Genomic DNA, 26,194 nt, shown 5'->3' with positions numbered 1-26,194 from the left:
TGCCCGGACGCCACCATGGGCGCATGACTCCTCTCCCGGACGGGTACCGCGTCGTCGCCGTGCCCCGCGAGCGCAAGCCCGAGCTGCTGGCCGTCGACCACCTCGCGTTCGCGTACGAGCCCGACGCCGCGACGAGCGAGATCGTCCCCGACCAGCTCGAGTGGGACCGCACGGTCGCCGTCGAGCGACCCGACGGCACGCTCGCCGCCGTGCACGCGTCGTACGACTTCGACCTGCCCGTGCCGGGCGGCGAGGTGGCCTGCGCAGGCCTCACCTGGGTGGGGGTCCGGCCCGACGAGCGACGTCGCGGGCTGCTCACGGCCATGATGGACGCCCACTTCACGCGGTCGCTCGAGCGCGGCGAGCCGGTCTCGGCGCTGACCGCCGCGGAGATGGCGATCTACGGCCGCTTCGGCTACGGCTGCGCGTCCGACGACGTCCGGCTCAAGGTCCCGCGCGGCGCACGGCTCCGGGACGTCCCCGGCAGCGACGCCCTGACGGTCCGGATCGCGACGGCGGACCCCGACGAGCACACCGAGCTGGTCCACGCGCTGCACACCGCCGCGGGAGCGGGGCGGCCCGGGTGGGTGCTGCGGTCGAGCGACGCGCTGCGCCGCGGCCGCGTGGTCGACCCGCCCGCGTGGCGCGACGGCGGGGAGCCGCTGCGGATCGTCACGGTGCACGACGAGGCCGGCGAGCCGCGCGCGTACGCGCTGCTGCGCCGCAAGGAGACGTGGGCGGAGACCGGCGCGCGCTACCCCGTCATGGTGCGCGAGGCCGTCGCGGCCGACGCGGCGGCGGCGCACCGGCTGTGGTCGTTCGTGCTGGACATGGACCTCACGCACGAGGTCTCGGTGCGCGGGCTGGCACCGGACGACGCCCTGCTCTCGCTCCTGCTCGACTCGCGCTCCGCCGTCCCGCAGATCGGCGACAACGTCTGGGTGCGCCTGCTGGACGTGCCGCGCGCGCTGACCGCCCGGCGCTACGCCGCGCCCGTCGACGTCGTCCTCAAGGTGACGGACGACCGCCTGCCGGCCAACGCGCGCCGCTGGCGGCTGACCACGGGCGAGGCCGACGGCGCCGGCCTGGCCGCCGAGGTCACGCCGTCCGACGACGAGCCCGACCTGCGCCTCGACGTGCGCGAGCTCGGCGGCGCGTACCTGGGCGGCCGCTCGCTCGCCGCCTACGCCCGCGCCGGCCTGGTCACCGAGCTCACGCCCGGGGCCCTGCTGCGGACCGCCACGGCCTTCTCGTGGCCGCTCGCGCCGGTGTGCAGCTGGGTGTTCTAGGACCGCGTCGCGTCAGCGGGACTCGTACGTCGCCAGGAGGTCGATGCGGCGCTGGTGGCGCGGGTCCCCGCTGAACGGCTCGGCCAGGAACGCGTCGACCAGCTCCGTGGCCTCGTCCACCGAGTGCTGGCGGGCGCCGATCGCGACGACGTTCGCGTCGTTGTGCTGGCGGCCCAGGCGGGCGGTCTCGAGGTTCCACGCGAGCGCGGCCCGCACGCCGCGGACCTTGTTCGCCGCGATCTGCTCGCCGTTGCCGGACCCGCCCAGGACGATGCCGAGCGAGCCGGGCTCGGCGACCACGGCCTCCCCGGTCTCGAAGCAGAACGGCGGGTAGTCGTCCTGCGCGTCGTACGTGTGCGCGCCGTGGTCGACGACGTCGTGCCCTGCGGCCTGCAGGTGCTCGACGAGCGCGACCTTGAGCTCGTAGCCGGCGTGGTCGGAACCGATGTGGATGCGCATGGCGCCATCCTGCCGCACCGGGCGGCGAGCACACCCACCGCGTCCGTAGGCTGGGGCCATGACGCGCAGCGGCCTCGACCTGACCGACCTCGACCCCGACGTCCGCCCCCAGGACGACCTGTTCCGGCACGTGAACGGGCGCTGGATCGCCCAGCACGTGATCCCCGCGGACCGCGCGATGGACGGCACCTTCCGCGCGCTGCACGACCGGGCGGAGGAGCAGGTCCGCGACATCATCGCCGACCTCGGGGCGCAGGCCGACGGCGACGCGTCGGGCGCCGGTGCCAAGGTCGGCGCCGTCTACGCGAGCTTCATGGACACCGAGGCGATCGAGGCGGCGGGCCTCACGCCGCTGCGCACCGACCTGGCACTGGTCGAGGACGCGACCTCGCAGGCCGAGCTCACCGGCGCGCTGGGCGCGCTGCAGCGCACGGGCGCCGGCGGCGCGGTCGGCTTCTGGGTCGACAACGACGCGGACGACCCCGAGCGGTACGTCGTCTACCTCACCCAGAGCGGCCTGGGCCTGCCGGACGAGGCGTACTACCGCGACGAGCAGTACGCGGCGGTGCTCGCGGCGTACCGGCCGCACGTCGCCCGCATGCTCGAGCTCGCGCAGGTCGCCTCGGGCGACGAGGCCGACCGGCTCGCCGGGCTCGTCGTCGACCTGGAGACGCGCCTCGCGGCCGGACACTGGGACGTCGTGAAGGACCGCGACGCCGACCTGACCTACAACCCGACCACGCTCGCGGCGCTCGCTCAGAGCGCGCCCGGCTTCGACTGGCGCGCCTGGGCGCAGGCGCTCGGCGCTCCGGCGGGCTCGTTGGACCAGCTCGTCGTGCGCGAGCCGGAGTACGCGGAGGCGTTCGCGCGGGCGTGGGCCGACGAGCCGCTCGAGAGCTGGCAGGCGTGGCTCGCGTACCACGTGGTCACGGCGCGGGCGCCGTACCTGACCGACGAGGTCGTCGAGGCGAACTTCGACTTCTACGGCCGCACGCTCACCGGGGCGCAGGAGCTGCGGGACCGGTGGAAGCGCGGGGTCTCGCTCGTCCAGGGCGTGCTCGGCGAGGCGGTGGGCGAGGTCTACGTCGCGCGGCACTTCCCGCCCGCGCACAAGGAGCGGATGGACGAGCTCGTCGGCCACCTGGTCGAGGCGTACCGCGAGTCGATCACCGGCCTGGACTGGATGAGCCCGGAGACCCGGGCCAAGGCGCTCGCCAAGCTCGACGCGTTCACGCCCAAGATCGGCTACCCGGTGCGGTGGCGGGACTACTCCGCGCTGCAGGTCGACGCGACGGACCTCCTGGGCAACGTCCGGCACGCCAACGCGTTCGAGCTCGACCGGGAGCTCGGCAAGATCGGCAAGCCGATCGACCGCGACGAGTGGTTCATGACGCCCCAGACCGTCAACGCCTACTACAACCCGGGCATGAACGAGATCGTCTTCCCCGCGGCGATCCTGCAGCCGCCGTTCTTCGACGCCGAGGCGGACGACGCGATGAACTTCGGCGCGATCGGCGCGGTCATCGGCCACGAGATCGGCCACGGCTTCGACGACCAGGGCAGCAAGTACGACGGCGCGGGCCGGCTCGAGGACTGGTGGACCGCGGACGACCGCGCCGAGTTCGAGCGCCGGACCGCCGCGCTCGTCGCGCAGTACGACGCGTTCTCCCCCGCACAGCTCGACGGGTCGCACCACGTCAACGGCGCGCTCACCATCGGCGAGAACATCGGCGACCTGGGCGGCCTGTCGATCGCGCTGCGCGCCTACCGCATCGCGCTCGGCCGTCCGCTCGACGAGGCCCCGGTGATCGACGGCGTCACGGGCGTGCAGCGGTTCTTCCTGGGCTGGGCGCAGGCCTGGCGGACCAAGGGCCGCGACGAGGAGGTCGTCCGCCGCCTGGCGACCGACCCCCACGCGCCGGACGAGTTCCGGTGCAACGGCGTGGTCCGGAACGTCCCGGAGTTCGCCGCGGCGTTCGACGTGCAGCCCGGCGACGCGCTGTACCTGGAGCCGGAGCGCCGCGTCCGCATCTGGTGACCGCCGTCAGGGCAGCTCCTCCCAGGAGGCGCGCGCGAGCTTGAAGCCCACGCCGGCGTCGTCGGTGCACGTGACGCCGTCGGTGGCGCTGGTGCACGTGTAGCCGCCCGCCGTCGCCGACGAGCCGTACTCGAGCACGGGCACGTCGTCGCCCGCGACCGACGGCGCCGCCCCGTTCACGCAGTCGAACGCGAAGCCGTCGTCGTTGAGGACGAGCACGTGGCCCGTGTCGCCCGTGCAGCCGGCGACCGCCGGCGGGTCGTAGGTGATGCTCGCGATCGTGCAGGTGACCCCGCTGGCCGCCATGGTGCACGCGATGTTGCCGCTCGGCAGGGCGAACTCCGTGGCGTCGCCGGCGCGCGTCGCGACCGCCGTCGGGGACCCCGACGGTGGCCCGGCGCCCGGGTCCGCGGGCTCGTCGTCGCCGCTCACGAGCGTGACGACCAGCAGGACCAGGAAGACCGCCACGAGCACCGCGTCGATGACGACCCACGTGCGGATCGTTCGCCTGGTGGCCATCACGGGACTCCTCACCGTCAGCTGTCGTGTCCGTCGCCTCGACGGGGCCGCGCGGCAGCCGGCAGGGGCCGGCCACGGGACCGCGTCACGCTAGCCTGCCACGCCGTGCCCGGCGCGCACCCGGCGTGGCCATCGCCCTCGTCGGCCCCGTCGACCCGTCCTCTGCCCGCGCGGCCCCGTCAGAACTGGGGGCCGGCGGTCCGCGTGCGCTTGAGCTCGTAGAAGCCGGGGACGCGCGTCATCAGCACGAGCCCGTCGAAGAGGTCGAGCGCCGCCTGCCCGGTCGGGGCGGGCGTGACGACGGGGCCGAAGTAGCCGACGCCGTCGATCGCCACGACGGGCGTGCCGACCTCGTCCCCGACGAGCGCGATCGCCTCGCCGTGCGAGGCGCGCAGCAGGTCGTCGACCTCGTCCGTCGCGCCCACGGCGGCCAGCTCGGCGGGCAGGCCGACCTCGGCGAGCGACTCGGCGATGACCGCCTCGTTGTCCTCCCGTCCGCCCGGGTGCTTGCGCGTGCCCATCGCGTCGTACAGCGGCTTGAGCACCTGGTCGCCGTGGTCACGCGCGGCGGCGACCAGCACGCGGACGGGCGCCCACCCCTCGCTCATGAGCCGCACGTACCGCTCGGGGAGGTCCTCGCGCCCCTCGTTCAGCACCGACAGGCTCATGACGTGCCAGCGCACCTCGAGGTCGCGGTGGCGGGACACCTCGTCGATCCAGCGGGAGGTCATCCACGCCCACGGGCAGGCGGGGTCGAACCAGAAGTCGACGACGGGACGTGCGGGCGTGCCGGACACAGGCGCTCCGTTCCTCGGGTGGCCGACGGCGGGTGGCCGGCGGCGGGGGTGTGCCCATCATGCTCCGTCACCCCTCGGCGCTGCGTGCGATGATCGGCTGCGGCCCGCAACCCGGGCCTATGAACCGACCGAAGGAGCCCCTGTGCCCGCCGAGAACCTGACCCGTGCCGAGGCGCGCGAGCGCGCCTCGACCGTCGCGACGCAGTCGTACGACGTGACGCTGGACCTGACCACGGGTCCGACGACGTTCGCGTCGCGCACGGTGCTGCGGTTCACCGCGACGCCCGGTGCGAGCACGTTCGTCGACCTGATCGCCCCGGCGGTGCACGAGGTCACGCTCAACGGGCGCTCCCTCGACCCGGCGCAGGTCGTGGCCGACTCCCGCATCGCGCTCGACGACCTCGCCGAGACCAACGAGCTCGTGGTCGTCGCCGACTGCGCGTACATGAACACGGGCGAGGGCCTGCACCGGTTCGTCGACCCGGTGGACGACGAGGTGTACCTCTACTCGCAGTTCGAGGTGTCGGACTCGCGCCGCGTCTTCGCGGTGTTCGAGCAGCCCGACCTCAAGGCGGAGTTCACGTTCACCGTGACCGCGCCCGCGCACTGGGTGGTCGTGTCGAACTACCCCCAGGTCGGGGAGCCGGTCCCCGTCGAGGGCGGCGTCAACCGCAACGGCGGCCGGGACGAGGGCACGGCCACCTGGACGTTCGAGACCACGCCGCCCCTGTCGTCGTACGTCACCGCCGTCGTGGCGGGTCCGTACCACCACGAGCACAGCGCGCTGACGAGCGCGGACGGCCGCGAGATCCCGCTCGGGGTCTACTGCCGCGGCTCGCTCGCGCAGTACCTGGACACCGACGAGATCCTGGACGTCACCCGCCGCGGGTTCACGTTCTACGAGGAGCAGTTCGACCGGCCGTACCCGTTCGCGAAGTACGACCAGCTCTTCGTGCCCGAGTTCAACGCCGGCGCCATGGAGAACGCGGGCGCGGTGACCTTCCTCGAGACCTACGTCTTCCGGTCCAAGGTGCCCGAGGCCACGGTCGAGCGGCGCGCGGTGACGATCCTGCACGAGCTCGCGCACATGTGGTTCGGCGACCTCGTGACGATGCGCTGGTGGGACGACCTGTGGCTCAACGAGTCGTTCGCCGAGTACGCGTCGACGCTCGCGGCGGCCGAGGCGACGCGGTGGACCTCGTCGTGGACGACCTTCTCCTCGCTCGAGAAGTCCTGGGCGTACCGCCAGGACCAGCTGCCGAGCACGCACCCGATCGTCGCGGACATGCGCGACCTCGAGGACGTCGAGGTGAACTTCGACGGCATCACCTACGCCAAGGGCGCGAGCGTGCTCAAGCAGCTGGTCGCCTGGGTGGGCCAGGAGGAGTTCTTCGCGGGGGTCCGCGCGTACTTCGCCACGCACGCGTGGGGCAACACCGAGCTGCGTGACCTCCTGACCGAGCTCGAGCGGACCTCCGGGCGCGAGCTCGCGCCGTGGTCCGCGCTGTGGCTCGAGCAGGCGGGCGTGACGCTGCTGCGGCCCCGGGTGACCTCCGACGAGGACGGCACGATCACCTCCTTCACGATCCACCAGGAGGTGCCCGACGAGCACCCCGTCCTGCGCCCTCACCGGCTGGCGGTCGGCGGCTACGACCTGGCCGACGGACGGCTGGTGCGCACGCTGCACGTGGAGCTCGACGTGGACGGCGAGAGCACGGACGTGCCCGAGCTAGTGGGGCAGCGGCGGCCGCTGCTGCTCCTGGTGAACGACGACGACCTGGCGTACGCGAAGGTCCGGCTCGACGAGGAGTCGATGGCCGCGGCCATCGAGCACCTGGCCGCGTTCGACCAGTCGCTGCCGCGCACGCTGATCTGGGCCGCGGCCTGGGACGCGACGCGCGACGGCGAGACCCCGGGCCGTGACTACGCCGACCTGATCGTGCGGAACGTCGCGCACGAGACGGACTCGACGGTGGTCCTGGTGCTCATGCGCCAGCTCGCCACGACGCTGGACCTCTACGTCGCGCCCGAGCACCGCGAGGCGGCCGCCACCGCGGCGGCGGACCGGCTGCTCGAGCTCGCCCGCTCGGCCCCCGCGGGCTCGGACCTGCAGCTGCAGCTGCTCAAGGCGTTCGCCGCCCGCGCGGCCACGGCCGAGCAGCTGGACGCCGTCGCCGGGTTCCTCGACGAGCGCGAGGTGCTGGACGGCCTGCGGATGGACACCGACCTGCGGTGGGAGCTGCTCACCGCGCTCGTGGCCGGCGGTCGGGCCGACGAGGTCCAGATCGCGGCCCAGCTCACCCAGGACCCGACGGCCACCGGCGAGCGCGCCGCGGCCCAGGCGCGCGCGGCGCTGCCCACGGCGGACGGCAAGCGCTCGACGTGGGAGGCGATCGTGCACGGCGACCTCCCGAACGCGATCCAGGCCGCGTCGATCGCCGGGTTCGGGCGCGTGCACGACCGCGCGCTCCTGCGCCCGTTCGTCGCCGCCTACTTCGCGAGCCTCGAGAGCGTCTGGAAGGACAAGACGAGCGAGATCGCGCAGAACATCGTCGTCGGCCTGTACCCGACGCTGCTGGCGGACGACGAGGCCGCGGACGTGCTGGGCGCGACCGACGCCTGGCTGGCGTCGCACGAGGACGCCACCCCCGCGCTGCGGCGCCTGGTGCTCGAGGCCCGCGACGGCGTCCGGCGCGCCCTGGCCGCCCAGCAGGCCGACCGCGCGCGCGGCTGAGCCCGACGACCCCGCGGGCGGCGCACTGCCGCCCGCGGGGCTGCGTGCGTGCTCGGCCGGCGTGCTTACCGGTGTGCTCGACCGGGGTGCTCGACCAGCGGGCCCGACAGCTGTGCCCGGCAGCCGGGCTCAGGACCGGAGGACCGCCGCGAGGCTGCGGAGCCGGGCGTTGGTGAAGAGGTCGTCGAGCAGGACGACCTGACCCACCGAGTCGGCCAGCGGGACCTTCCAGTTGGGGTACTCCTGGTCGGTGCCGGGCTGGTTCTGGGCCCGTCGTTCCCCCACCGCGTCGGCGAGCGAGACGCCGACCAGCACGGCCGGCGTGGCCATGACGTAGCGGTGCAGCGCCTCGACGACCTCGCGCTCCGAGGGGTCGTCGCCCACCAGGCCGCGCTGCCGCAGGGCCGCCAGCATCCGGTCGCGCTCCGCGTCGGCCTGCGCGCGGACGACCGCGAGCGGCTCGGTGAGCAGGCCGAGGCGCTCCCGGATCGCGACGTGCTCCCCGGCGAGGTAGCCCGCGCTCGGCGGCAGGTCGTGCGTGGTCACCGTGGCGAGCACGAGCGGCCGGTAGTGCTCGGGGGGCAGCGGGCTGCCGTGCCCGTCGCCCTCGAACCACAGCACCGAGGTCCCGAGGATGCCGCGCTCGGACAGGTAGTCCCGCACCCACGGCTCGACGGTGCCGAGGTCCTCGCCGATCACGACGGCACCGGCGCGGTGCGCCTCGAGCGCGAGGATGCCGACGAGCGCCTCGTGGTCGTACCGCACGTAGGCACCCTCGTCGGCGCCCGCGCCGGTCGGGATCCACCACAGCCGGAACAGGCCGATGACGTGGTCGATGCGGATCGCGCCGGCGTGCCGGAGCACGGTGCGCAGCATGTCCCGGTAGGGCGCGTACGCGGCCCGGGCGAGCGCGTCGGGGCGCCACGGCGGCTGCGACCAGTTCTGGCCCTGCTGGTTGTACATGTCGGGCGGGGCGCCGACGGTCGCACCGCGGGCCAGGACGTCACCGAGCGACCACACGTCGGCGCCGGCGGGGTGCACGCCCACCGCGAGGTCGTGCATGATCCCGATCGCCATGCCGCCGGCGTGCGCGGCGGCCTGCGCCGCGGCGAGCTGCTCGTCGGCCACCCACTGCAGCCACGTGTGGAACTCGACGCGGTCCGCGAGCGCCGCCCGCTCGGCCGCGACCGCGGGCGACGCGGGGTCGCCGAGCTCGGCCGGGATCGTCTCCGGCCCGTACTTCTCCGCGAGCGCGCACCACAGCGCGAACGTGCCGAGGCCCGGGCCCTGCTCCTCGACGAAGTCCTGGTAGGCGGCCTGCCGCGCGGCGGAGCGGGGCTGCGCGAACAGCACGTCGAGCGCGGACCGCTTCGCCTCCCAGGCCGCGTCGCGGTCGATCGGCCCGGCGTCGAGCGCGAGGCCCTGGACCGACTCGAACGCCCACTCGACCAGCGAGCGGTCCGCGGAGGTCAGGTAGGCGGCCTCGGGGACCGCCTCAGGGCGGATGTACAGCGGGTTGACGAACCGGCGCGTGGTCGGCAGGTAGGGCGACGGCGTCATGGGCGCCACGGGCTCCGCCGCGTGCAGCGGGTTGATCAGCAGGAAGTCGGCGCCCGCCTCCCGGCCCGCGAGCCAGCCGATGTCGGCCAGGTCCGCGAGGTCGCCGACGCCCCACGAGCGCCGCGAGCGCACCGAGTAGAGCTGTGCCATGTAGCCCCACGACCGCCCGCCGCGCAGCCGCTCGGGGAGCTCGAGGCGGTCGGGGGTCACGACCACGACCGCACGGGCGTTCGCCGACGGGCCCGCGGCGTGGATCTGGTGCCAGCCGAGCGGCAGGTCCCCCGGGAGCGTGAACGTGGCACGTCCGACGCGTCGGCCGTCGACCGCTCGCGGCTCGACGTACGCGTCGACCTGCGTGAGCTCCCGGCGTCCGCCGCCCGCCTCCTCGTCGAGCTCGAGCCAGACGTGCACCGGGTCCCCGTCGGTGACGTGCACGGGAACCTGCTGCTGCCGGCCCTGCCGCGTGACGACCACGGGCGGCAGGATGCGGCGCCACGGCTGGTCGTCGACGTGCGCGAGCGCGACGTCGATCCGCTCCGGCGAACCGGCGTCCACGCCGAGCGCGGCGAGGACGGCGCGCAGGGTGTCCGCGGACGCGCGGCGCAGGTCGCCGTGGAAACCCCAGTGGTCGGGGACGACGCCGTGCGCTGTCGCGAGGCGCAGCAGCGCCTCGGAGGGTGCCTGGGTGTCGTCCGCCACGGTTCGATCCTGCCAGAGCACCGCGGCGACGGCCGTCCCACAGGTCCCGACGCGCAGGCGCAGGCGCACGTCGTAGCCTTGCGGACCATGACCGCACCCTCGTCGAACCCGGTCCCCCGCACGCCCCGGGCGGCCGACCCCGCGGCCGCCCCGACGTCCTTGACCTCCCCGGCCACCCCGTTCGGGTACCCGTCGGCACGCCGCGTCGACCTCGTCGAGGACCTGCACGGCCACCGGGTCGCCGACCCGTACCGCTGGCTCGAGGACGCGGACGACGACGAGACGCGCGCCTGGTCGCAGGCGCAGGACGAGCTCTACGAGCGGTGCCGCGCCGCGGCCGAGCCCGCGGACGGCCCGTTCGCGACGGCGACGCTGACCGCGCGGATGCGCACCCTGCTCGGCGCGGGCTTCGTCGGCGCGCCGGTGTGGCGGGGCGAGCGGCGCTTCTTCTCCCGCCGCGCGGGCGACCAGGAGCACGCGGTGGTCGTGCTGGCGGAGCCGGGGGGACGAGCGTCCGGGCCCGCGGGTGCCGAGAGCGCCGCGGGTGCGCACGGCACCGGCGCGGAGCGCGTGCTCGTCGACCCCATGCAGCTCGACCCCGCGGGCACCACGACGCTCGACGCGTGGCAGCCGTCCCGGGAGGGCGACCTGCTGGCCTACCAGGCGTCCACGGGCGGGACCGAGGAGTCCGTGCTGCGCGTGCTCGACGTGGCGACCGGCGAGGTGGTGGACGGGCCGATCGACCGGGCCCGCTACTCGCCCGTCGCGTGGCTGCCGGGAGGCGAGGCGTTCTTCTACGTCCGCCGCCTGGCTCCCGTGCTGCTGCCGGAGGACGAGCGGCAGTACCACCGCCGGGTGTGGCTGCACCGGGTCGGCACCCCGGCGGACGACGACGTCGAGGTGTTCGGCGCCGGGCTGGCGCACACCAGCTACTACGGCGTGTCCGTCTCCCGGGACGGGCGCTGGCTGATCGTCTCGGCCTCCGCCGGCACGGCGCCGCGGACGGACGTGTGGATCGCGGACCTCGCGACGTCCTCGCCGCAGGCGCCGGTCTTCGTCGAGGTCGCGGTCGGTCTCGACGCCGAGACCGGCGCGTGGGTCGCCCGCGACGGCCGGCTCTACGTGCACACGGACCTGGACGCGCCCCGCGGGCGGCTGGCGGTCACGGACCCCACCACGCCGGGCGTCCCCCACTGGCGCACGCTCCTGGCGGAGGACGACGAGGCCGTGCTCGAGGACGTCGCGTTCACCGACGACGGCGGGGACGACGGCCGGACCCCGAGGCTCCTGCTCGCCTCGTGGCGCCGGCACGCCGTCTCCGAGGTCACGGTGCACGACCCCGCGTCGGGCACGCGCCTGCCGGGCGCCGACGGCAGCGTGGTCCTGCCCGGGCTCGGGTCGGTGTCGGGCCTGGTCACCCGCCCCGAGGGCGGTCCGGAGGTGTGGTTCTCCTACACGGACCACACGAGCGTGCCGAGGGTGCTGCGGTTCGACGCGACGACGCGGGAGGTGACGCTGTGGGCCGCTCCCCCGGGTGCGGTCGCCGACGTCCCGGACGTGCGCGTCCTGCGCCACGCGGTGCCGTCCGCGGACGGGACCACCGTGCGCGCGTTCGTCGTGGTGCGGGCGGACCTGGTGCGCCCGGGCGCCTCCGGGGACGACGAGGACGTGCGTCCCCTCGCCGCGCTGCCGACGATCCTGTACGGCTACGGCGGCTTCCAGATCTCGCTGGACCCCGCGTACTCCGCGTCCACGCTCGCGTGGGTGGAGGCCGGCGGCGCGTACGTCGTCGCGAACCTGCGCGGCGGCGGCGAGGAGGGCGAGCAGTGGCACCGCGACGGCATGCGCGGCGCCAAGCAGAACGTGTTCGACGACTTCCACGCGGTCGCGCAGGCGCTCGTGGCGCAGGGCTGGACCACGCCGGACCGCCTCGCGTGCTGGGGCGGCTCCAACGGCGGCCTCCTGGTGGGGGCGGCGATCACGCAGCGGCCGGACCTGTTCGCCGCGGCCGTGTGCTCCGCCCCGCTCCTCGACATGGTCCGCTACCAGCGGTTCGGCCTCGGCGTGACCTGGACCGAGGAGTACGGCGACGCCGACGTCCCCGAGGAGCTCGCCTGGCTCCTGGGGTACTCCCCCTACCACCGCGTCGTCACGGGCACGCGCTACCCCGCCACGCTGTTCACGGTGTTCGAGGGCGACACGCGCGTCGACCCGCTGCACGCGCGCAAGCTGGCCGCGGCGCTGCAGCACGCGACCTCGGCCACCGTCGAGGACCGTCCCGTCCTGGTGCGCCGGGAGACGGGCGTGGGCCACGGCGGCCGGGCGCTGTCGCGCACCATCGGTCTGACGGTGGAGCAGCTCCAGTTCGCGGCGCGCCACACCGGCCTGGCAGGCTCGTGACGATGACTGCCGCCACCCTGGCCACCGCACTGGCCACCACGACGCCGAGCCCCGGCCCCACCGACTCGGACCTGGCGCCGGGCGACCTGACGTCCGCGAGCGCGTGGTGGGACTGGCTGCTGGGCGTCCCGCTGCGCATCGCGATCATCGTGGTGGTCAGCGCGATCGTGCTCGTCGTGCTGCGGTCCGCGATCCGCCGCGTGACCGACCACGTCGCGGAGGGCACGCCCGCGCTGCGGCGGGGCGTGCTCAAGCCGATCGGCGACAGCGCGGTGGGCGCGACGCTGCTCAAGGCGGACCCGATCGCGACCGCTCGTCGCGCGCAGCGCGCCCGGACCCTCGGCTCGGTCCTGCGCTCGACCGCCACGATCCTGGTCGGCAGCATCGCGGTCATCCTGGTGCTCGACGCGCTCAGCGTGAACGTCGCACCGTTCATCGCCTCCGCCGGCATCGTCGGGGTGGCCCTCGGCTTCGGCGCCCAGAGCCTCGTCAAGGACTTCCTCACCGGCACGTTCATGCTGCTCGAGGACCAGTACGGCGTCGGCGACGTCGTCGACGTCGGGCCGGCCAACGGGACCGTGGAGGCCGTCACGCTGCGGGTGACGAAGATCCGCGACGACGACGGCACGCTCTGGTACGTGCCCAACGGCACGATGCTGCGCGTCGGCAACAAGACCCAGGGCTGGGCGACCGCCGTGGTCGAGGTCGACGTCGACTACTGGGTCGACCTCGACGAGGCCCGGTCCCTGCTGACCCGCGCGGCCCGCGCGGTGGCCGCCGACCCGTCGCTCGAGGGCGCCGTCCTGGGCGCGCCGCGGATCACGGGGATCGAGAAGCTCACGGCCGACGCCGTCACCCTGCGGATGCGGGTGCGCACCTCGCCGGCGATGCAGTGGGAGGTCGCCCGCGCGCTGCGGACCGCGGTCCGCAGCACCCTCGAGGAGGCCGGCGTCCCGCTCGCGGGCCAGCGCGACGCGCTCACGGCCTACCGCGCCCGCGCGCAGGAGGCGGCGTCCGGCGGGGCCGACGACCAGGCGGGCGGGTCCACGGCCGAGGAGGAGCCCGCCGAGGACGCGCCGCAGTCCGCGGACGACGCGCGACGCCCGCGCGACCCGCACGCCACCCCCGTCGAGGAGGCCCTGGACCCGCCCGCCCCGGAGCCGCCGGCGCGCCCCTGACGACGGACGCCGGGCCGGGGATCCGGGGTCGCGGATCGCGCGGTGTCGACGGTCTCAGCGCCGGATCTCAGTGCCAGGTCTCAGTGCCAGGTCAGCAGGTGGTCGCCGGCGGCGACGTGTGCGCCCACGGGCGCGGCCTGCTCGACCACCGCGGGCTCGGCCTGCAGCGCGATCACGGGGCACACGGTGGGCATCCCGGACGCGGCGACGTCCACGGGTGACCACGTGATCATCCGCTGGCCCGCGTGCACCTCGGCGCCGCGGTCCACGTGCAGCTCGAACCCCAGCCCGGCGAGGCTCACGGTGTCGATGCCGAGGTGCACCAGGACGGAGCGGCCGCCGTCGACCTCGAGGGCGAACGCGTGGGGGTGCAGCGCACCGACGACGCCGTCGCACGGTGCCACGGCCGTGAGGCTCTGCACGCGGTCCGGCTCGACGGCGGCGCCGGGGCCGACCATCTCGCCGGCGAAGACGGGATCGGGCACGCCCGTCAGGGCGACGACCGTGCCGGCGACGGGGGCCAGGATGCGGAGCTCGCTCATCGGCGGGCGGCTGCGCGGGGTGCCGACCGGCGGCCGGTCAGCGCAGGGAGTCGAGCTCGGCGGCCAGGTTGTCGGCCTCCGGGCCGACGATGACCTGCACGATGCGGCCGGACCGCACGACGCCGAACGCGCCCGAGGCCTTGAGCGCCGCCTCGTCGACGAGCTGGGCGTCGCTCACCTCGACACGCAGTCGCGTGATGCACGGCTCCAGGTCGACGACGTTGCCGTCGCCACCCAGTGCGGCGAGGATCTGCTCTGCCTTGCTCAATGCCACTCCCCGAGGTCCAGGCGAGAACGGCGCGGCGGGGTCGCCGCGCACCTGCACCAGCCTAACGCGCGGGGAGAGCCGTGCACGTCCCCGCGTGTCCGGCTGGCGGCGCGGGTCGCGCGGGGGCCAGACTGCCCCCGAACGACGAGGAGGTCGCCCCGTGAACGCCCAGCCCCCCACGGTGGTGCCCGGCCTCGGCGTGAGCCCCGGGCGCGTGGTCGCGCCCGTCGTGCTCATGCCGGAGCCCATCACCGAACCCCCGTCCGGTCGGCGGCTCGCCCCCGGCGCGGACCACGAGGCCGCAGCGGCGCAGATCGCCGCCGCGTCCGAGCGGGTGCGCGCCGCCCTGGACGCGGCGGCGGACCGGGCGCAGGGCGACGCGGCGGACGTGCTCCACGCGACGGCGGCGATCGCGGCCGACCCGACGCTGGTCGCGGACGCCGTGCAGCGCGTGATGACCGACCACCTGGTGCCCGAGCGTGCCGTCTGGGAGGCGGCGGAGTCCGTCGCCGAGCAGTTCGCGGCGCTCGGCGGGCTGTTCGCCGAGCGGACGCGCGACATCGCCGACGTCCGCGACCGCCTGGTCGCCGACCTCACGGGCCGGGCCGCGCCGGGCGTGCCGGACCAGGACGAGCCGTTCGTGCTCGTCGCGCCGGACCTGGCACCCGCGCTCGTCGCGACGCTCGACACCGCTCGCGTGCTCGCGATCGCGACCTCGCAGGGCGGTCCGACCGCGCACACCGCGATCCTCGCCCGCGCGCGCGGCATCCCCGCGGTCGTCGCGGCGCGCGGGCTCGAGACCGCCGTCACGGCGGGCGACGTGGTGATCGTCGACGGCGGCGCGGGCACGGTCGTCGTGCACCCGGACGACGAGCAGGTGGAGGCGGCCCGCGCGCTCGCCGCCCAGGCGCGGACGTTCGACGGCGACGGCCGGACCGCCGACGGGCACCGCGTCGAGCTGCTGGCCAACGTCGGCGACCCCGCCGACGCGGAGGCGGCCGCCGCGGCGCACGCCCAGGGCGTCGGGCTGTTCCGCACCGAGTTCCAGTTCCTCGACCGGGACGAGCCGCCGACGATCGACGAGCAGGTCACCGCCTACCGGCGCGTGTTCGCGGCGTTCGCGGGCCGGAAAGTCGTCATCCGCACGCTCGACGCGGGCGCGGACAAGCCGATGCCGTTCCTGACCAGCGACGACGAGGCGAACCCGGCGCTGGGCGTGCGCGGTCTGCGGACCGCGGCGCTGCACGCCGACGTGCTCGAGGACCAGCTCACCGCGATCGCGCGCGCCGCGGACGCCGAGTCGGCCGTGGTGTGGGTCATGGCGCCGATGGTGTCGACCGTCGACGAGGCCGAGGACTTCGTCGCGCGCTGCGCCCGGCACGGGCTCGGCACCGCGGGGGTCATGGTCGAGGTGCCGAGCGCGGCGCTGGTCGCGGACCGCATCCTGGCGCACGCGGCCTTCGCGAGCATCGGCACCAACGACCTCACGCAGTACACGATGGCGGCGGACCGGCTGCTCGGCTCGGTCGCCCACCTGTCCGACGCTTGGCACCCCGCCGTGCTGCGCCTGGTCGCCGAGACGTGCCGCGGCGGCGCCGCGCAGGGGCGGCCGGTGGGGGTCTGCGGTGAGGCGGCCGCGGTGCCGGCGCTCGCCGTCGTGCTCGTCGGGCTCGGTGTCACGTCGCTGTCGATGACGCCGCGCGCCCTCGCCGACGTCGCGGCCGTGCTGGGTGCGACCACGTCCGACGAGTGCGCGCGCCTGGCGCAGCGGGCGCTGGCGGCCCCCACCGCTGCCGACGCCCGCGAGCTGGTCCGCGCGGCGCTCCCCGTGCTCGCCGAGCTGGGGCTGTGACGCCCGGCTGACGTCCGGCTGACGTCCGGCTGACGTCCGGCCGGCGCGCGTGCGACGTCCGGGACCGCCGTGCCTCCGTGTGAGGATGGGCCGGTGAGACCCGACTCGTTCTACGCCGCCGTGGGCGGGCACGAGACGTTCGTCGCGCTCGTCGCGCGGTTCTACGAGGGCGTCGCGGCGGACCCGGTGCTGAAGCCGATGTACCCGGAGGAGGACCTGGGGCCCGCCGCCGAGCGCCTCACGCTCTTCCTCGAGCAGTACTGGGGCGGGCCGACGACGTACTCCGACCAGCGCGGCCACCCGCGACTGCGGATGCGGCACGCGCCGTACAAGGTCAACCCGGACGCCCGCGACCGCTGGCTCGCGCACATGCGCGACGCGGTCGACTCCCTCGACCTCGCGCCGCTGCACAAGGCGGAGCTGTGGGACTACCTGGAGCGGGCCGCCCACTCGATGCTCAACACGTTCGACGACTGAGGCGACGACTGAGGCGGACGCCACCGCCGCGGGGTCCGCGCGGACGCGACGCCGGACCGGGGCCGCGTGAGAGTCTGCGGTCATGACCTCGGACCCCGCTGCGACCCCCCGCACCGGACGCATGGCGCCCGTGCTCGACGTGCTCCGCCTGACGGACGACCCCGCGAACCCGGACCTGTTCCAGGGTCGCTCGCTGCCGCAGCCGAACGGACGCGTCTTCGGCGGTCAGGTGCTCGCGCAGGCCCTGCTGGCCGCGGGGGCCACGGTGCCCGACGACCGGCTCCCCCACTCGCTGCACGGCTACTTCCTGCGCGCCGGTGTGGTCGACGAGCCGATCACGTTCGCCGTCGAGCGGCTGCGGGACGGGCGGTCGTTCACGGCCCGACGGACCCACGCGCTGCAGGGCGGCGCGCCGATCCTGTCGATGATCACCTCCTTCCAGGCCGAGCAGGACGGGCACGAGTACGCGGACCCGATGCCGGCGGGCGTCCCGGGTCCCGACGATGTGCGCTCGGCGTACGACGTGATCGGCCACATCGACCACCCCGTCGCGAAGTTCTGGACGCAGGAGGCGGCGTTCGACGTGCGGCACGTCGAGGGCGCGCTCTACCTCGGTCCGGCGGCCGAGCCGTCGGGGCACCAGATGGTCTGGTTCCGCGCGCTCGACCCGCTGCCGGACGACCGGCTGCTGCACCGCGCGCTCCTGGCCTACGCCTGCGACCAGGTGATGCTCGAGCCCGTCCTGCGCCGCGCCGGCCAGTCCTGGATGACCCGGGGCATGTCGATCGCGAGCCTGGACCACGCGATGTGGTGGCACCGGGACGTCCGCGTCGACGAGTGGCTGCTGTTCGTCCAGTCCTCGCCGAGCGCGCAGGGCGGGCGCGGTCTGGGCGCGGCCCGCGTCTTCACGCGGTCCGGCGAGCTGGTCGCCTCGATCGCCCAGGAGGGGATGGTCCGGCTGCCCTGACCGGACCGGGGGTCACGCGGGTCACGCGGGTCACAGGGGTCACAGGGGCACTCGGGTCACGGCGGCTCCGACGACACGCCGACGCGCCTGACCTGCGGTTCGACGAGCGCGGTGGCGCGTCGTCGTCCATGCTCGCACCATGTCCCGACGCCCCGCTCTCGTGCGCGCCGTTCTCGTCGCCGTCGCCGTCGTCGCCTGGCTCGCCATCGGCTCCTTCGGTGGCATGGCCCAGGGCAAGCTCTCGCAGGTCCAGACCAACGACGCGGCGGCGTTCCTCCCGTCGTCGGCGGAGTCGACCCTGGCGGCCGAGGCGAGCCGCGCCTTCGTCGAGACCCCGACCCTGCCCGCGCTCGTCGTCCTGACCCCCGCCGACGGCGGCGCCGTGTCCGACGAGCAGGTCGCGGGGGTCACCGAGGTCGCCCAGGCCGTGCCCGACGGCGAGGTACCCGGGACGCAGGACACGTGGGCGTCGTTCCTCACCGCCGACCCGGTGGTGACGCCGTCGGACGACGGCGAGGCGCTGCTGGTCGTCTACTCGCTCGACGCTGACGCGGCGGACCAGCTCGTCGGGGCGGACGAGGAGTCGGTCACCGAGGCGTTCGTCGCCGATCTGCGCCAGACCTTCGACGACGAGCTCGGTGCCACCGCGGACTCCGCGGGCGAGCTGGGGCTGAACGCCTGGGTGACCGGGCCCGCGGGCTTCGTCGCCGACCTGGTCACCGCGTTCGGCGGGATCGACGGCATCCTGCTCCTCGTCGCGCTCGCGGCGGTGCTCCTCATCCTCGTGGTGGTGTACCGCTCGCCGCTGCTGCCGCTCGTCGTGATCCTCACGGCCGTGTTCGGCCTGTGCCTCGCGGGCCTCGTCGTCTACCACCTCGCGGACTCCGGGACGATCGTGCTGAACGGCCAGGCGCAGGGCATCCTGTCGATCCTGGTCGTCGGCGCCAGCGTGGACTACGCGCTCCTGCTGGTGGCCCGCTACCGCGAGGAGCTGCGCCGCGCGGAGCACCCGGCGACCGCGATGCGGCGTGCCTGGCGCGCGTGCCTCGAGCCGGTCGCCGCGTCCGCCGGGACGGTCATCGCCGGCGTCCTGTGCCTGCTGCTGTCCGACCTGGGCTCCAACCGCAGCCTGGGCCCCGTGGCCGCGATCGGCATCGCGTCCGCCTTCCTGGCGGCGCTCACGCTGCTCCCCGCGCTCCTCCTGCTCGGCGGGCGGCGTTCGCGGTTCTACTTCTGGCCGCGGATCCCCCGGCCCGCCGCGCCGACGTCCGACCTCACCTCCGACGGCCTCACCTCCGACGCGCACGGGCAGCACGCCGCGCCGGCGCAGGACCCGGCCGAGTCCACCGGCCTGTGGGGCCGCCTCGCCCGCTGGGTCGCGCGCCGCGCACGCCCGGTCTGGGTGGTGACCGCGGTGGTCCTGCTCGGCTTCGCCGCGTTCCTGCCCACCTTCCAGGCGTCCGGGACCAGCGAGTCCGACGTCTTCCGGACCGACGTCGACGCGGTCGCGGGTGAGGAGGTGCTCGCCGAGCACTTCCCGGCGGGCGCGGTCCAGCCGATCACCGTCGTCGTGCCGCAGGAGGACGCGCAGGCCGCGACGCAGGCCGCGCAGGACGTCGCCGGCGTCGACGCCGTCGCGCCGTACACGGGCGCGCCGGCGGGCGCAGGCCCGGGCGGGGGCGGGCAGGAGGCCGAGCCCGTGGTCGTCGACGGCCGGGTGCGCCTGGACGTCACGACGAGCGCGCCCTCCGACTCGCTGGCCGCGCAGGACGCCGTGCGCGACGTGCGCGAGGCGGTCCACGCCGTCTCGCCCGACGCGCTCGTGGGCGGCGCGGCGGCCGAGCAGGTCGACACCGTCGACGCCGCGCAGCGCGACCTGCGGGTCATCGTCCCGGTGGTGCTGACGGTGATCGTCCTGATCCTCATGCTGCTGCTGCGCTCGGTGGTCGCGGCGCTGGTCCTTCTGGTCGCCAACGTGCTGTCCTTCGCGGCGTCGCTCGGCGTCTCGGCGATCCTGTTCAACCACGTCCTCGACCTCCCCGGCGCCGATCCCACGGTCCCCCTGTTCGCGTTCGTGTTCCTGGTCGCGCTGGGGGTCGACTACTCGATCTTCCTGATGACCCGGGTGCGGGAGGAGTCCGTCCACTCCGGGACCCGGCTGGGGGTGGTGCGCGGGCTCGCGGTGACGGGCGGGGTCATCACGTCGGCCGGCGTGGTCCTCGCGACGACGTTCGCCGCGCTCGCCGTGATCCCGCTGCTGTTCCTGGTGCAGATCGCGTTCATCGTCGCGTTCGGCGTCCTGCTCGACACGTTCGTCGTGCGCAGCCTCCTGGTCCCCGCCCTGGTGCACGACCTGGGCGACCGGACCTGGTGGCCCTCGCGCATCGGCGGCGCCACGCACCAGCCCGCGCACGCCACGCCCGACGCGCCGGTCGCGGACCGGTCGGGCGAGCCTCGCCCGGGCGGGCCGCAGCCGGGCGACCCGGCGAGCGGTCCGCGAACGGCCGGGTGAGACTGCCCGCATGGTCCGTCTGCGTCGTGTCCGCATCGACGACCCCGGCTGGTCGCGGCGGCGGTCCGGCTCGGGGTTCGTCTACCTCGACCTCGACCGTGCCCGGATCGTCGACGAGGAGCACCTGAGCCGGATCGTCGGGCTCGCGATCCCGCCCGCGTGGCAGGACGTGTGGATCTGCCCGCTGCCCCACGGCCACATCCAGGCGGCGGGGCTGGACGACGCGCAACGGCGGCAGTACCTGTACCACCAGCAGTGGCGGGCCCGCCGGGACCGGCTCAAGCACGACCACGTGCTCGAGGTGGGCCGCCGGCTGCCCGCGGCGCGCCGCCGCGTGCGCCGGGACCTCGCGCTCGACGGGTTCCCGCGGAACAAGGCCCTGGCGCTCGCGTTCCGGCTGCTCGACCTGGCCTACCTGCGGGTCGGCGGCGAGGGGTACGCGCTGCGCCACGGCTCGTACGGCCTGGCGACGCTGCGCAAGGACCACGTGCGCGTGCTGGCTCCGGCCGACGACGCCGACCCGGGCCGTGTCCACCTGCACTTCCCCGCGAAGTCCGGCCAGGTGCGGGACACCGTCGTGGAGGACGACGACGTGGCGGAGCTGGTACGCACGCTCGTGCGGCGACGCGACGAGAGCCCGGAGCTGCTCGCGTGGCGCGACGAGGCCGGCTGGCACGACGTGACCAGCGCGGACGTCTCGTCGTACGTGAAGGAGCGGCTCGGCGAGGACGCGAGCCCCAAGGACTTCCGGACGTGGCACGCGACCGTGCTCGCCGCACGCGGGCTCGCGGCGGCGGGGGCCGCACCCTCGTCGGACCGCGGCCGACGACGCGTCGTCACGCAGGTGGTGAAGGACGTCGCCGAGGAGCTCGGCAACACCCCGGCGGTCTGCCGCGCGTCCTACATCGACCCGCGCGTCATCGACCTCTGGGAGCGGGGCCAGACCATCCGGCCCACGCGCTCGCAGGCCGTGGCCGAGCGCGAGACCCTCGCGCTGCTGTCCTGACCCCGGCCCGGCCGGCGCGACCGCGCCTCCGGGTTCGCGACCGCGGCTCCGGGTGCGCGGCCGCGCGCGGGCACGCAGACTGCGGCGATGACGTCCGACGCCGATCTCGCCCCCGAGCCCGTCGCCCGCACCCTGCAGGGCCTGGTCCCGGGGACCGGCCCCGACGGGCGCCCGCGTGCCGACGCGCCCCTCGCCGTCGTCACGGGCGTCACCGGCTACGTCGGCGGCCGCCTGGTCCCCGAGCTGCTCGCCGCCGGCTACCGCGTGCGCGCGCTCGCCCGGCACCCCGACCGTCTCCGCAGCCGTCCCTGGTACGACGAGGTGGAGGTGGTCGCCGCCGACGCGTCCGACCGCGAGCAGATCGGTCCGGCGCTGCGGGGGGCGCACGTCGCCTACTACCTGATCCACTCCCTCGGCTCCGGGCGCGACTTCGCCGAGCGCGACCGGCGCACCGCGACCACGTTCGCCGACGCCGCCCGGGCCGCGGACGTGGGCCGCGTGGTGTACCTCGGTGGCCTGATCCCGGACGACGAGGACCTCTCCCCTCACCTGGCCTCGCGCACGGAGGTCGGCGAGATCCTCCTCGCCAGCGGTGTCCCGACGACGGTGCTGCGCGCCGCGGTGATCCTGGGCTCCGGCTCCGCGTCGTTCGAGATGATGCGCTACCTGACCGAGCGGCTCCCGGCGATGACGGTGCCGCGGTGGGTGGAGAACCGGATCCAGCCGGTCGCGATCCGGGACGTGCTGCGCTACCTCGTCGGGTCGGCGGCGATGCCCGCGGAGGTGTCCCGGACCTTCGACATCGGCGGCCCGGACGTCCTGACCTACCGGGACATGATGCAGCGGTACGCGGCCGTCGCGGGGCTGCCCCGGCGCCTGATCGTCGGCGTGGGCGTGCTGACGCCGCGCCTCTCCAGCCTGTGGGTGTCGCTGGTCACCCCCGTGCCGAGCGGGCTGGCGCGCCCGCTCGTCGACTCGCTGGTGCACGAGGTGGTGTGCCAGGAGCACGACATCGCGCAGCACGTCCCGGACCCGCCCGGCGGGCTCGTCGGGTTCGAGCGCGCCGTGCGGCTGGCGCTGCGCCGCGTGCAGGAGGCCGCCGTCGCGACCCGGTGGTCCTCGGCCGCCGTGCCCGGCGCGCCGTCCGACCCGCTCCCGAGCGACCCGGACTGGGCCGGCGGGTCGCTGTACGTCGACGAGCGCCGGGTCGAGGTCGACGCCTCGCCGGCGGCGCTGTGGCGCGTGCTGGAGGCGGTCGGTGGCGAGCGCGGCTGGTACTCGTGGGCGCTCGCGTGGCGGGTCCGTGGGCTGCTCGACCGGCTGGTCGGCGGGCCGGGCCTGCGCCGCGGCCGCCGCGACCCCGGCCGGCTCCTGGTGGACGACGCGGTCGACTTCTGGCGAGTCGAGGCGATCGAGCACGGCCGCCTGCTGCGGCTGCGCGCCGAGATGCGGGTGCCGGGCCTCGCGTGGCTGGAGCTGCGGGTCGAGCCCGCGGAGGGCGCCGACCCGGCCACGGCGTGGACCACGCGCGGCGTGACCTACGCGCAGCGCGCGCTGTTCCACCCCCGCGGGCTCGCGGGCCAGCTGTACTGGTGGTCCGTCGCGCCCTTCCACGGCGTCGTGTTCGGCGGGATGCAGCGCAACATCGCCGCGGCGGCGATGAGCGCCGAGCGCGCCATGGTCCGGCGCGAGACCGCGCCGCCGCCGGCCCCGGCACCCGCGTCGTCGACGCCCGCCGACGAGCACCCGGCGTCCTGACCCGGCGCCCCGGGGTCCTGACGAGCGGCCCCGGCTCCCTGGCTCAGCGCGCGCCGCGGCGCCGGATCGCGACCGGCTCCTCGAGGAACGTCTCGAGCACGGCCCGTTCGGCCGCCCCGATCCGCGTGGGCGATCCCGTCGCCGGGTCGACGAGCACCAGCGTGGTGACCGCCCGCGCGTGGACGACCGACGCGGGGTCCGCCGCGGGCAGGTCCCGCACCTGGTAGCAGACGTCGAGGCTCGCGCCGCCCAGGTGGCCGAGCCACATCTCGACCACGACCGGTGCCCGGCGGTAGCCGAGCGGCCGCAGGTACTGGATCTCCTGGTGCGCGACGAGCGTCGAGACGGTCGCCCCCGGGCCGGCGTCGATCACCGCGGTGGCCCACCGGGGCTCCGGACGGACGCCGTCCGGCCCCGGCGGGTGCTGCCAGAACGCCTCGATGCGCGCCTCCTCCAGGAGGCGCAGCATCTCGACGTTGTTGACGTGCTGGTACGCGTCCATGTCCGACCAGCGGAGCTGGACGGACACCTCGAGCCGGGCCACCGGGCGTCAGTCGCGGCGCAGCTTGCGGTACGTCACGCGGTGCGGACGCGCCGCGTCGGCGCCGAGCCGGGCGACCTTGTTCTCCTCGTAGGAGGCGAAGTTGCCCTCGAACCAGTACCAGTTCGCCGGGTCCTCCTCGGTGCCCTCGTACGCCAGGATGTGCGTCGCGACGCGGTCGAGGAACCACCGGTCGTGCGAGACCACGACGGCGCAGCCCGGGAACTCGAGCAGCGCGTTCTCGAGCGAGCCGAGCGTCTCGACGTCGAGGTCGTTGGTCGGCTCGTCGAGCAGGAGCAGGTTGCCGCCCTGCTTGAGCGTCAGCGCCAGGTTGAGCCGGTTCCGCTCGCCGCCCGAGAGCACGCCCGCAGGCTTCTGCTGGTCCGGGCCCTTGAAGCCGAACGCCGCGACGTACGCGCGCGACGGCATCTCCACGTTGCCGACCTTGAGGAAGTCGAGCCCGTCGGAGACCACCTCGAAGAGGGTCTTCTTGGGGTCGATGCCGCCACGCGACTGGTCGACGTAGGAGATCGAGACGGTCTCGCCGATCTTCAGGTCGCCGTCGTCGAGCGGCTCGAGGCCGACGATCGTCTTGAACAGCGTGGTCTTGCCGACCCCGTTGGGGCCGATCACGCCGACGATGCCGTTGCGCGGGAGCGTGAACGACAGGCCGTCGATGAGCGTGCGGCCGTCGAACCCCTTCTGCAGGTCCTTGGCCTCGAGCACCACGTTGCCCAGTCGCGGACCCGGCGGGATCTGGATCTCCTCGAAGTCCAGCTTCCTGGTGCGGTCGGCCTCGGCCGCCATCTCCTCGTAGCGCGCCAGGCGCGACTTCGACTTGGTCTGGCGGCCCTTGGCGTTGGACCGGACCCACTCGAGCTCGTCCTTGAGCCGCTTGGCGAGCTTGGCGTCCTTCTTGCCCTGGATCGCCAGGCGCTCCTGCTTCTTCTCGAGGTACGTCGAGTAGTTGCCCTCGTACGGGTACAGGCGGCCGCGGTCGACCTCGCAGATCCACTCGGCGACGTGGTCGAGGAAGTACCGGTCGTGCGTGACGGCCAGGATCGCGCCGGGGTAGTCCTTGAGGTGCGCCTCGAGCCACAGCACGCTCTCGGCGTCGAGGTGGTTGGTCGGCTCGTCGAGCAGCAGGAGGTCCGGCTTCTCGAGGAGCAGCTTGCACAGCGCCACGCGGCGACGCTCACCGCCGGACAGGACGGTGACGTCGGCGTCCGGGGGCGGGCAGCGCAGCGCGTCCATGGCCTGCTCGAGCTGGGCGTCGAGGTCCCACGCGTCCGCGGCGTCGATCGCCTCCTGGAGCTGGCCCATCTCCGCCAGCAGCGCGTCGAAGTCCGCGTCGGGCTCCGCCATGAGCGCGGAGATCTCGTTGTAGCGGTCGAGCTTGGCCTTGATCTCGCCGACGCCCTCCTCGACGTTGCCGAGGACGGTCTTCTCCTCGTTCAGCGGCGGCTCCTGCTGCAGGATGCCGACCGAGAAGCCCGGGCTGAGCCGCGCCTCGCCGTTCGAGGGCTGGTCCAGCCCCGCCATGATCTTGAGGATCGTCGACTTGCCCGCGCCGTTCGGCCCGACGACGCCGATCTTGGCGCCGGGCAGGAAGTTCAGCGTGACGTCGTCGAGGATGACCTTGTCGCCGTGCGCCTTGCGCGCCTTGTACATGCTGTAGATGAACTCAGCCACTGGCTCGGTACTCCGCCTCGGTGCTCGGGTGCTCGGGTGCGCGTGCGATCGCCCGCCGGCCCCGCTGCACGCGGGCCGCGCGGCGATCCCCGCCGACGCCGGCCGCGGCACGTGCGGCGTGCGCGTGCGCGCCGCTGGACCGCGGCCGGGCGTCGTCGGGATCGCGATGCACCAGCCTAGACGCTCAGGCGCGGGACGCCGCCAGCACGCCCGCGCCGGCCTCCTCGAGGTCGTCGTCGTACTCGTCGAACCCGTCCTCGCCCGGCGCCCGGTCGTCCGCGAGCACGTCGCCCGCCTCGACCAGACCCTCGTCCTCGCCGCCGCGCTCGTCCTCGTGCACCCCGTCCACCGCCGTGAGGGCCGAGAGGTCCACGGGCGGCCGCTCGGCACGCTCCTCCTGCGGGCTCTGCGCGGCCGCGCCGGACAGCGTGCGCTGGAACTGCCCCACCGTGCCGTAGCTGAGGTCGATGCCGACGGACGTCGCCTCGAGCACCAGCGACGTGCGCAGCGCGCCGCCCGCGTCCTGCCACTCGCGCGTCGAGAGCCGGCCCTGCACCACCACCGGCACGCCCTTGCGCAGCGAGAGGCCGACGTTCACCGCGAGCGCGCGCCAGGCCTTGACCTGGAACCACTCGGTCTGCGAGTCCTGCCACGCGCCGGTGGCACGGTTCCACCAGCGCCGCGTGCTGCCCAGGCGGAACGTCGTGTACGCCGCCCGCCCGTCCTGCGCGGGCAGGGTCGTGACGTCGCTGCCCACCAATCCCGTGACCGTGATGTCGAGGGTCCCGTTGCTCATGCTGCCTCCCGTGCCAGGGCGCCCCTGCGTGGGACGCGTCCGGCCGAGCGTCGCGCGTCGCGGGGCGCCGAGAGCCGCGCGCCGACCGGTTGTGGAGGACCGCGCTCGGT

General features: G+C 74.9%; 20 protein-coding genes. 11 read left to right on the top strand and 9 right to left on the bottom strand.

What is annotated here, in order from left to right:
* Positions 1-23: 23 nt before the first annotated feature.
* Positions 24-1,289: a GNAT family N-acetyltransferase gene (locus KIN34_RS15315; protein WP_214352762.1), complete on the top strand. Its 1,266-nt coding sequence runs from the start codon at positions 24-26 to the stop codon at positions 1,287-1,289.
* 12 nt (positions 1,290-1,301) lie between these two features.
* Here KIN34_RS15315 and KIN34_RS15310 read toward each other — a convergent pair whose 3' ends face one another.
* Positions 1,302-1,748 carry a ribose-5-phosphate isomerase gene (locus KIN34_RS15310; RefSeq protein ID WP_214352760.1) on the bottom strand — a complete coding sequence of 149 codons (447 nt, stop codon included), beginning with the start codon at positions 1,746-1,748 and terminating at the stop codon, positions 1,302-1,304.
* 58 nt (positions 1,749-1,806) lie between these two features.
* Here KIN34_RS15310 and KIN34_RS15305 point away from each other — a divergent pair, with 58 nt between their 5' ends.
* Entirely contained in the window at positions 1,807-3,786 is a 1,980-nt protein-coding gene (locus KIN34_RS15305) for a M13 family metallopeptidase (RefSeq protein WP_214352758.1), read from the top strand.
* A gap of 6 nt (positions 3,787-3,792) precedes the next feature.
* Here the strand turns inward: KIN34_RS15305 and KIN34_RS15300 are convergent, their stop codons facing one another.
* Together KIN34_RS15300 and KIN34_RS15295 are read right to left on the bottom strand one after the other, a co-directional pair.
* On the bottom strand, positions 3,793-4,305 hold the full coding sequence (locus KIN34_RS15300) for a DUF6636 domain-containing protein (RefSeq protein ID WP_214352756.1): 513 nt from the start codon (positions 4,303-4,305) through the stop codon (positions 3,793-3,795).
* Positions 4,306-4,484: 179 nt separating this feature from the next.
* Positions 4,485-5,102: a mycothiol-dependent nitroreductase Rv2466c family protein gene (locus KIN34_RS15295; protein ID WP_214352755.1), complete on the bottom strand. Its 618-nt coding sequence runs from the start codon at positions 5,100-5,102 to the stop codon at positions 4,485-4,487.
* A gap of 142 nt (positions 5,103-5,244) precedes the next feature.
* Here KIN34_RS15295 and pepN point away from each other — a divergent pair, with 142 nt between their 5' ends.
* Entirely contained in the window at positions 5,245-7,836 is a 2,592-nt protein-coding gene (gene pepN / locus KIN34_RS15290) for an aminopeptidase N (RefSeq protein ID WP_214352753.1), read from the top strand.
* A 129-nt stretch (positions 7,837-7,965) separates the two neighbouring features.
* Here the strand turns inward: pepN and malQ are convergent, their stop codons facing one another.
* On the bottom strand, positions 7,966-10,095 hold the full coding sequence (gene malQ, locus KIN34_RS15285; protein ID WP_214352751.1) for a 4-alpha-glucanotransferase: 2,130 nt from the start codon (positions 10,093-10,095) through the stop codon (positions 7,966-7,968).
* 87 nt (positions 10,096-10,182) lie between these two features.
* On the opposite strand from malQ, the gene KIN34_RS15280 reads away from it, so the two are divergent.
* Complete coding sequence (locus tag KIN34_RS15280) at positions 10,183-12,495, top strand: prolyl oligopeptidase family serine peptidase (RefSeq protein WP_214352749.1); 2,313 nt, start codon at positions 10,183-10,185, stop codon at positions 12,493-12,495.
* A 2-nt stretch (positions 12,496-12,497) separates the two neighbouring features.
* Complete coding sequence (locus tag KIN34_RS15275; RefSeq protein ID WP_214352747.1) at positions 12,498-13,673, top strand: mechanosensitive ion channel family protein; 1,176 nt, start codon at positions 12,498-12,500, stop codon at positions 13,671-13,673.
* 80 nt (positions 13,674-13,753) lie between these two features.
* Here the strand turns inward: KIN34_RS15275 and KIN34_RS15270 are convergent, their stop codons facing one another.
* Together KIN34_RS15270 and KIN34_RS15265 are read right to left on the bottom strand one after the other, a co-directional pair.
* Positions 13,754-14,215 carry a PTS sugar transporter subunit IIA gene (locus KIN34_RS15270; protein ID WP_214352745.1) on the bottom strand — a complete coding sequence of 154 codons (462 nt, stop codon included), beginning with the start codon at positions 14,213-14,215 and terminating at the stop codon, positions 13,754-13,756.
* A gap of 37 nt (positions 14,216-14,252) precedes the next feature.
* Entirely contained in the window at positions 14,253-14,483 is a 231-nt protein-coding gene (locus KIN34_RS15265; protein ID WP_214352743.1) for a PTS sugar transporter subunit IIB, read from the bottom strand.
* Positions 14,484-14,718: 235 nt separating this feature from the next.
* Between KIN34_RS15265 and ptsP the strand changes: the two genes are divergently transcribed.
* The 6 genes from ptsP (at position 14,719) to KIN34_RS15235 (ending at position 23,055) form a co-directional block, all read left to right on the top strand.
* Positions 14,719-16,335 carry a phosphoenolpyruvate--protein phosphotransferase gene (ptsP, locus tag KIN34_RS15260; RefSeq protein WP_237689988.1) on the top strand — a complete coding sequence of 539 codons (1,617 nt, stop codon included), beginning with the start codon at positions 14,719-14,721 and terminating at the stop codon, positions 16,333-16,335.
* Positions 16,336-16,428: 93 nt separating this feature from the next.
* Positions 16,429-16,812 carry a globin gene (locus KIN34_RS15255; protein ID WP_214352739.1) on the top strand — a complete coding sequence of 128 codons (384 nt, stop codon included), beginning with the start codon at positions 16,429-16,431 and terminating at the stop codon, positions 16,810-16,812.
* A gap of 82 nt (positions 16,813-16,894) precedes the next feature.
* On the top strand, positions 16,895-17,779 hold the full coding sequence (locus KIN34_RS15250; protein WP_372449560.1) for an acyl-CoA thioesterase: 885 nt from the start codon (positions 16,895-16,897) through the stop codon (positions 17,777-17,779).
* Positions 17,780-17,918: 139 nt separating this feature from the next.
* A complete protein-coding gene (locus KIN34_RS15245) occupies positions 17,919-20,291 on the top strand; it encodes an MMPL family transporter (RefSeq protein WP_214352737.1) in 2,373 nt (790 codons plus the stop codon).
* Between the two features lie 10 nt (positions 20,292-20,301).
* Positions 20,302-21,297: a DNA topoisomerase IB gene (locus KIN34_RS15240; RefSeq protein ID WP_214352735.1), complete on the top strand. Its 996-nt coding sequence runs from the start codon at positions 20,302-20,304 to the stop codon at positions 21,295-21,297.
* 87 nt (positions 21,298-21,384) lie between these two features.
* On the top strand, positions 21,385-23,055 hold the full coding sequence (locus tag KIN34_RS15235; protein ID WP_214352733.1) for an SDR family oxidoreductase: 1,671 nt from the start codon (positions 21,385-21,387) through the stop codon (positions 23,053-23,055).
* Positions 23,056-23,098: 43 nt separating this feature from the next.
* On the opposite strand, the gene KIN34_RS15230 is transcribed toward KIN34_RS15235, so the two are convergent.
* From KIN34_RS15230 to KIN34_RS15220, 3 genes are all read right to left on the bottom strand, one after another.
* The gene (locus tag KIN34_RS15230) at positions 23,099-23,599 is read right to left on the bottom strand and encodes an acyl-CoA thioesterase (protein ID WP_214352731.1); all 501 of its coding nucleotides are present in this window, start codon (positions 23,597-23,599) and stop codon (positions 23,099-23,101) included.
* A 6-nt stretch (positions 23,600-23,605) separates the two neighbouring features.
* Positions 23,606-25,288, bottom strand: coding sequence for an energy-dependent translational throttle protein EttA (gene ettA, locus KIN34_RS15225; protein WP_214352729.1), 1,683 nt, complete (start codon positions 25,286-25,288; stop codon positions 23,606-23,608).
* A 184-nt stretch (positions 25,289-25,472) separates the two neighbouring features.
* The gene (locus tag KIN34_RS15220) at positions 25,473-26,084 is read right to left on the bottom strand and encodes a single-stranded DNA-binding protein (RefSeq protein WP_214352728.1); all 612 of its coding nucleotides are present in this window, start codon (positions 26,082-26,084) and stop codon (positions 25,473-25,475) included.
* Between the last annotated feature and the right edge of the window lie 110 nt (positions 26,085-26,194).

The sequence above is a fragment of the Cellulomonas fulva genome, from assembly GCF_018531375.1.
Taxonomy (GTDB): Bacteria; Actinomycetota; Actinomycetes; order Actinomycetales; family Cellulomonadaceae; genus Cellulomonas; species Cellulomonas fulva.
This window is presented reverse-complemented; position numbering and strand designations above follow the sequence as displayed.

Coding starts and splice junctions, on each gene's coding strand:
- KIN34_RS15315 (WP_214352762.1), top strand. CDS start 24: ATGACTCCTCTCCCGGACGGGTACCGCGTCGTCGCCGTGCCCCGCGAG.
- KIN34_RS15310 (WP_214352760.1), bottom strand. CDS start 1,748: ATGCGCATCCACATCGGTTCCGACCACGCCGGCTACGAGCTCAAGGTC.
- KIN34_RS15305 (WP_214352758.1), top strand. CDS start 1,807: ATGACGCGCAGCGGCCTCGACCTGACCGACCTCGACCCCGACGTCCGC.
- KIN34_RS15300 (WP_214352756.1), bottom strand. CDS start 4,305: ATGGCCACCAGGCGAACGATCCGCACGTGGGTCGTCATCGACGCGGTG.
- KIN34_RS15280 (WP_214352749.1), top strand. CDS start 10,183: ATGACCGCACCCTCGTCGAACCCGGTCCCCCGCACGCCCCGGGCGGCC.
- KIN34_RS15275 (WP_214352747.1), top strand. CDS start 12,498: ATGACTGCCGCCACCCTGGCCACCGCACTGGCCACCACGACGCCGAGC.
- KIN34_RS15270 (WP_214352745.1), bottom strand. CDS start 14,215: ATGAGCGAGCTCCGCATCCTGGCCCCCGTCGCCGGCACGGTCGTCGCC.
- ptsP (WP_237689988.1), top strand. CDS start 14,719: ATGCCGGAGCCCATCACCGAACCCCCGTCCGGTCGGCGGCTCGCCCCC.
- KIN34_RS15250 (WP_372449560.1), top strand. CDS start 16,895: ATGACCTCGGACCCCGCTGCGACCCCCCGCACCGGACGCATGGCGCCC.
- KIN34_RS15245 (WP_214352737.1), top strand. CDS start 17,919: ATGTCCCGACGCCCCGCTCTCGTGCGCGCCGTTCTCGTCGCCGTCGCC.
- KIN34_RS15240 (WP_214352735.1), top strand. CDS start 20,302: ATGGTCCGTCTGCGTCGTGTCCGCATCGACGACCCCGGCTGGTCGCGG.
- KIN34_RS15235 (WP_214352733.1), top strand. CDS start 21,385: ATGACGTCCGACGCCGATCTCGCCCCCGAGCCCGTCGCCCGCACCCTG.
- KIN34_RS15220 (WP_214352728.1), bottom strand. CDS start 26,084: ATGAGCAACGGGACCCTCGACATCACGGTCACGGGATTGGTGGGCAGC.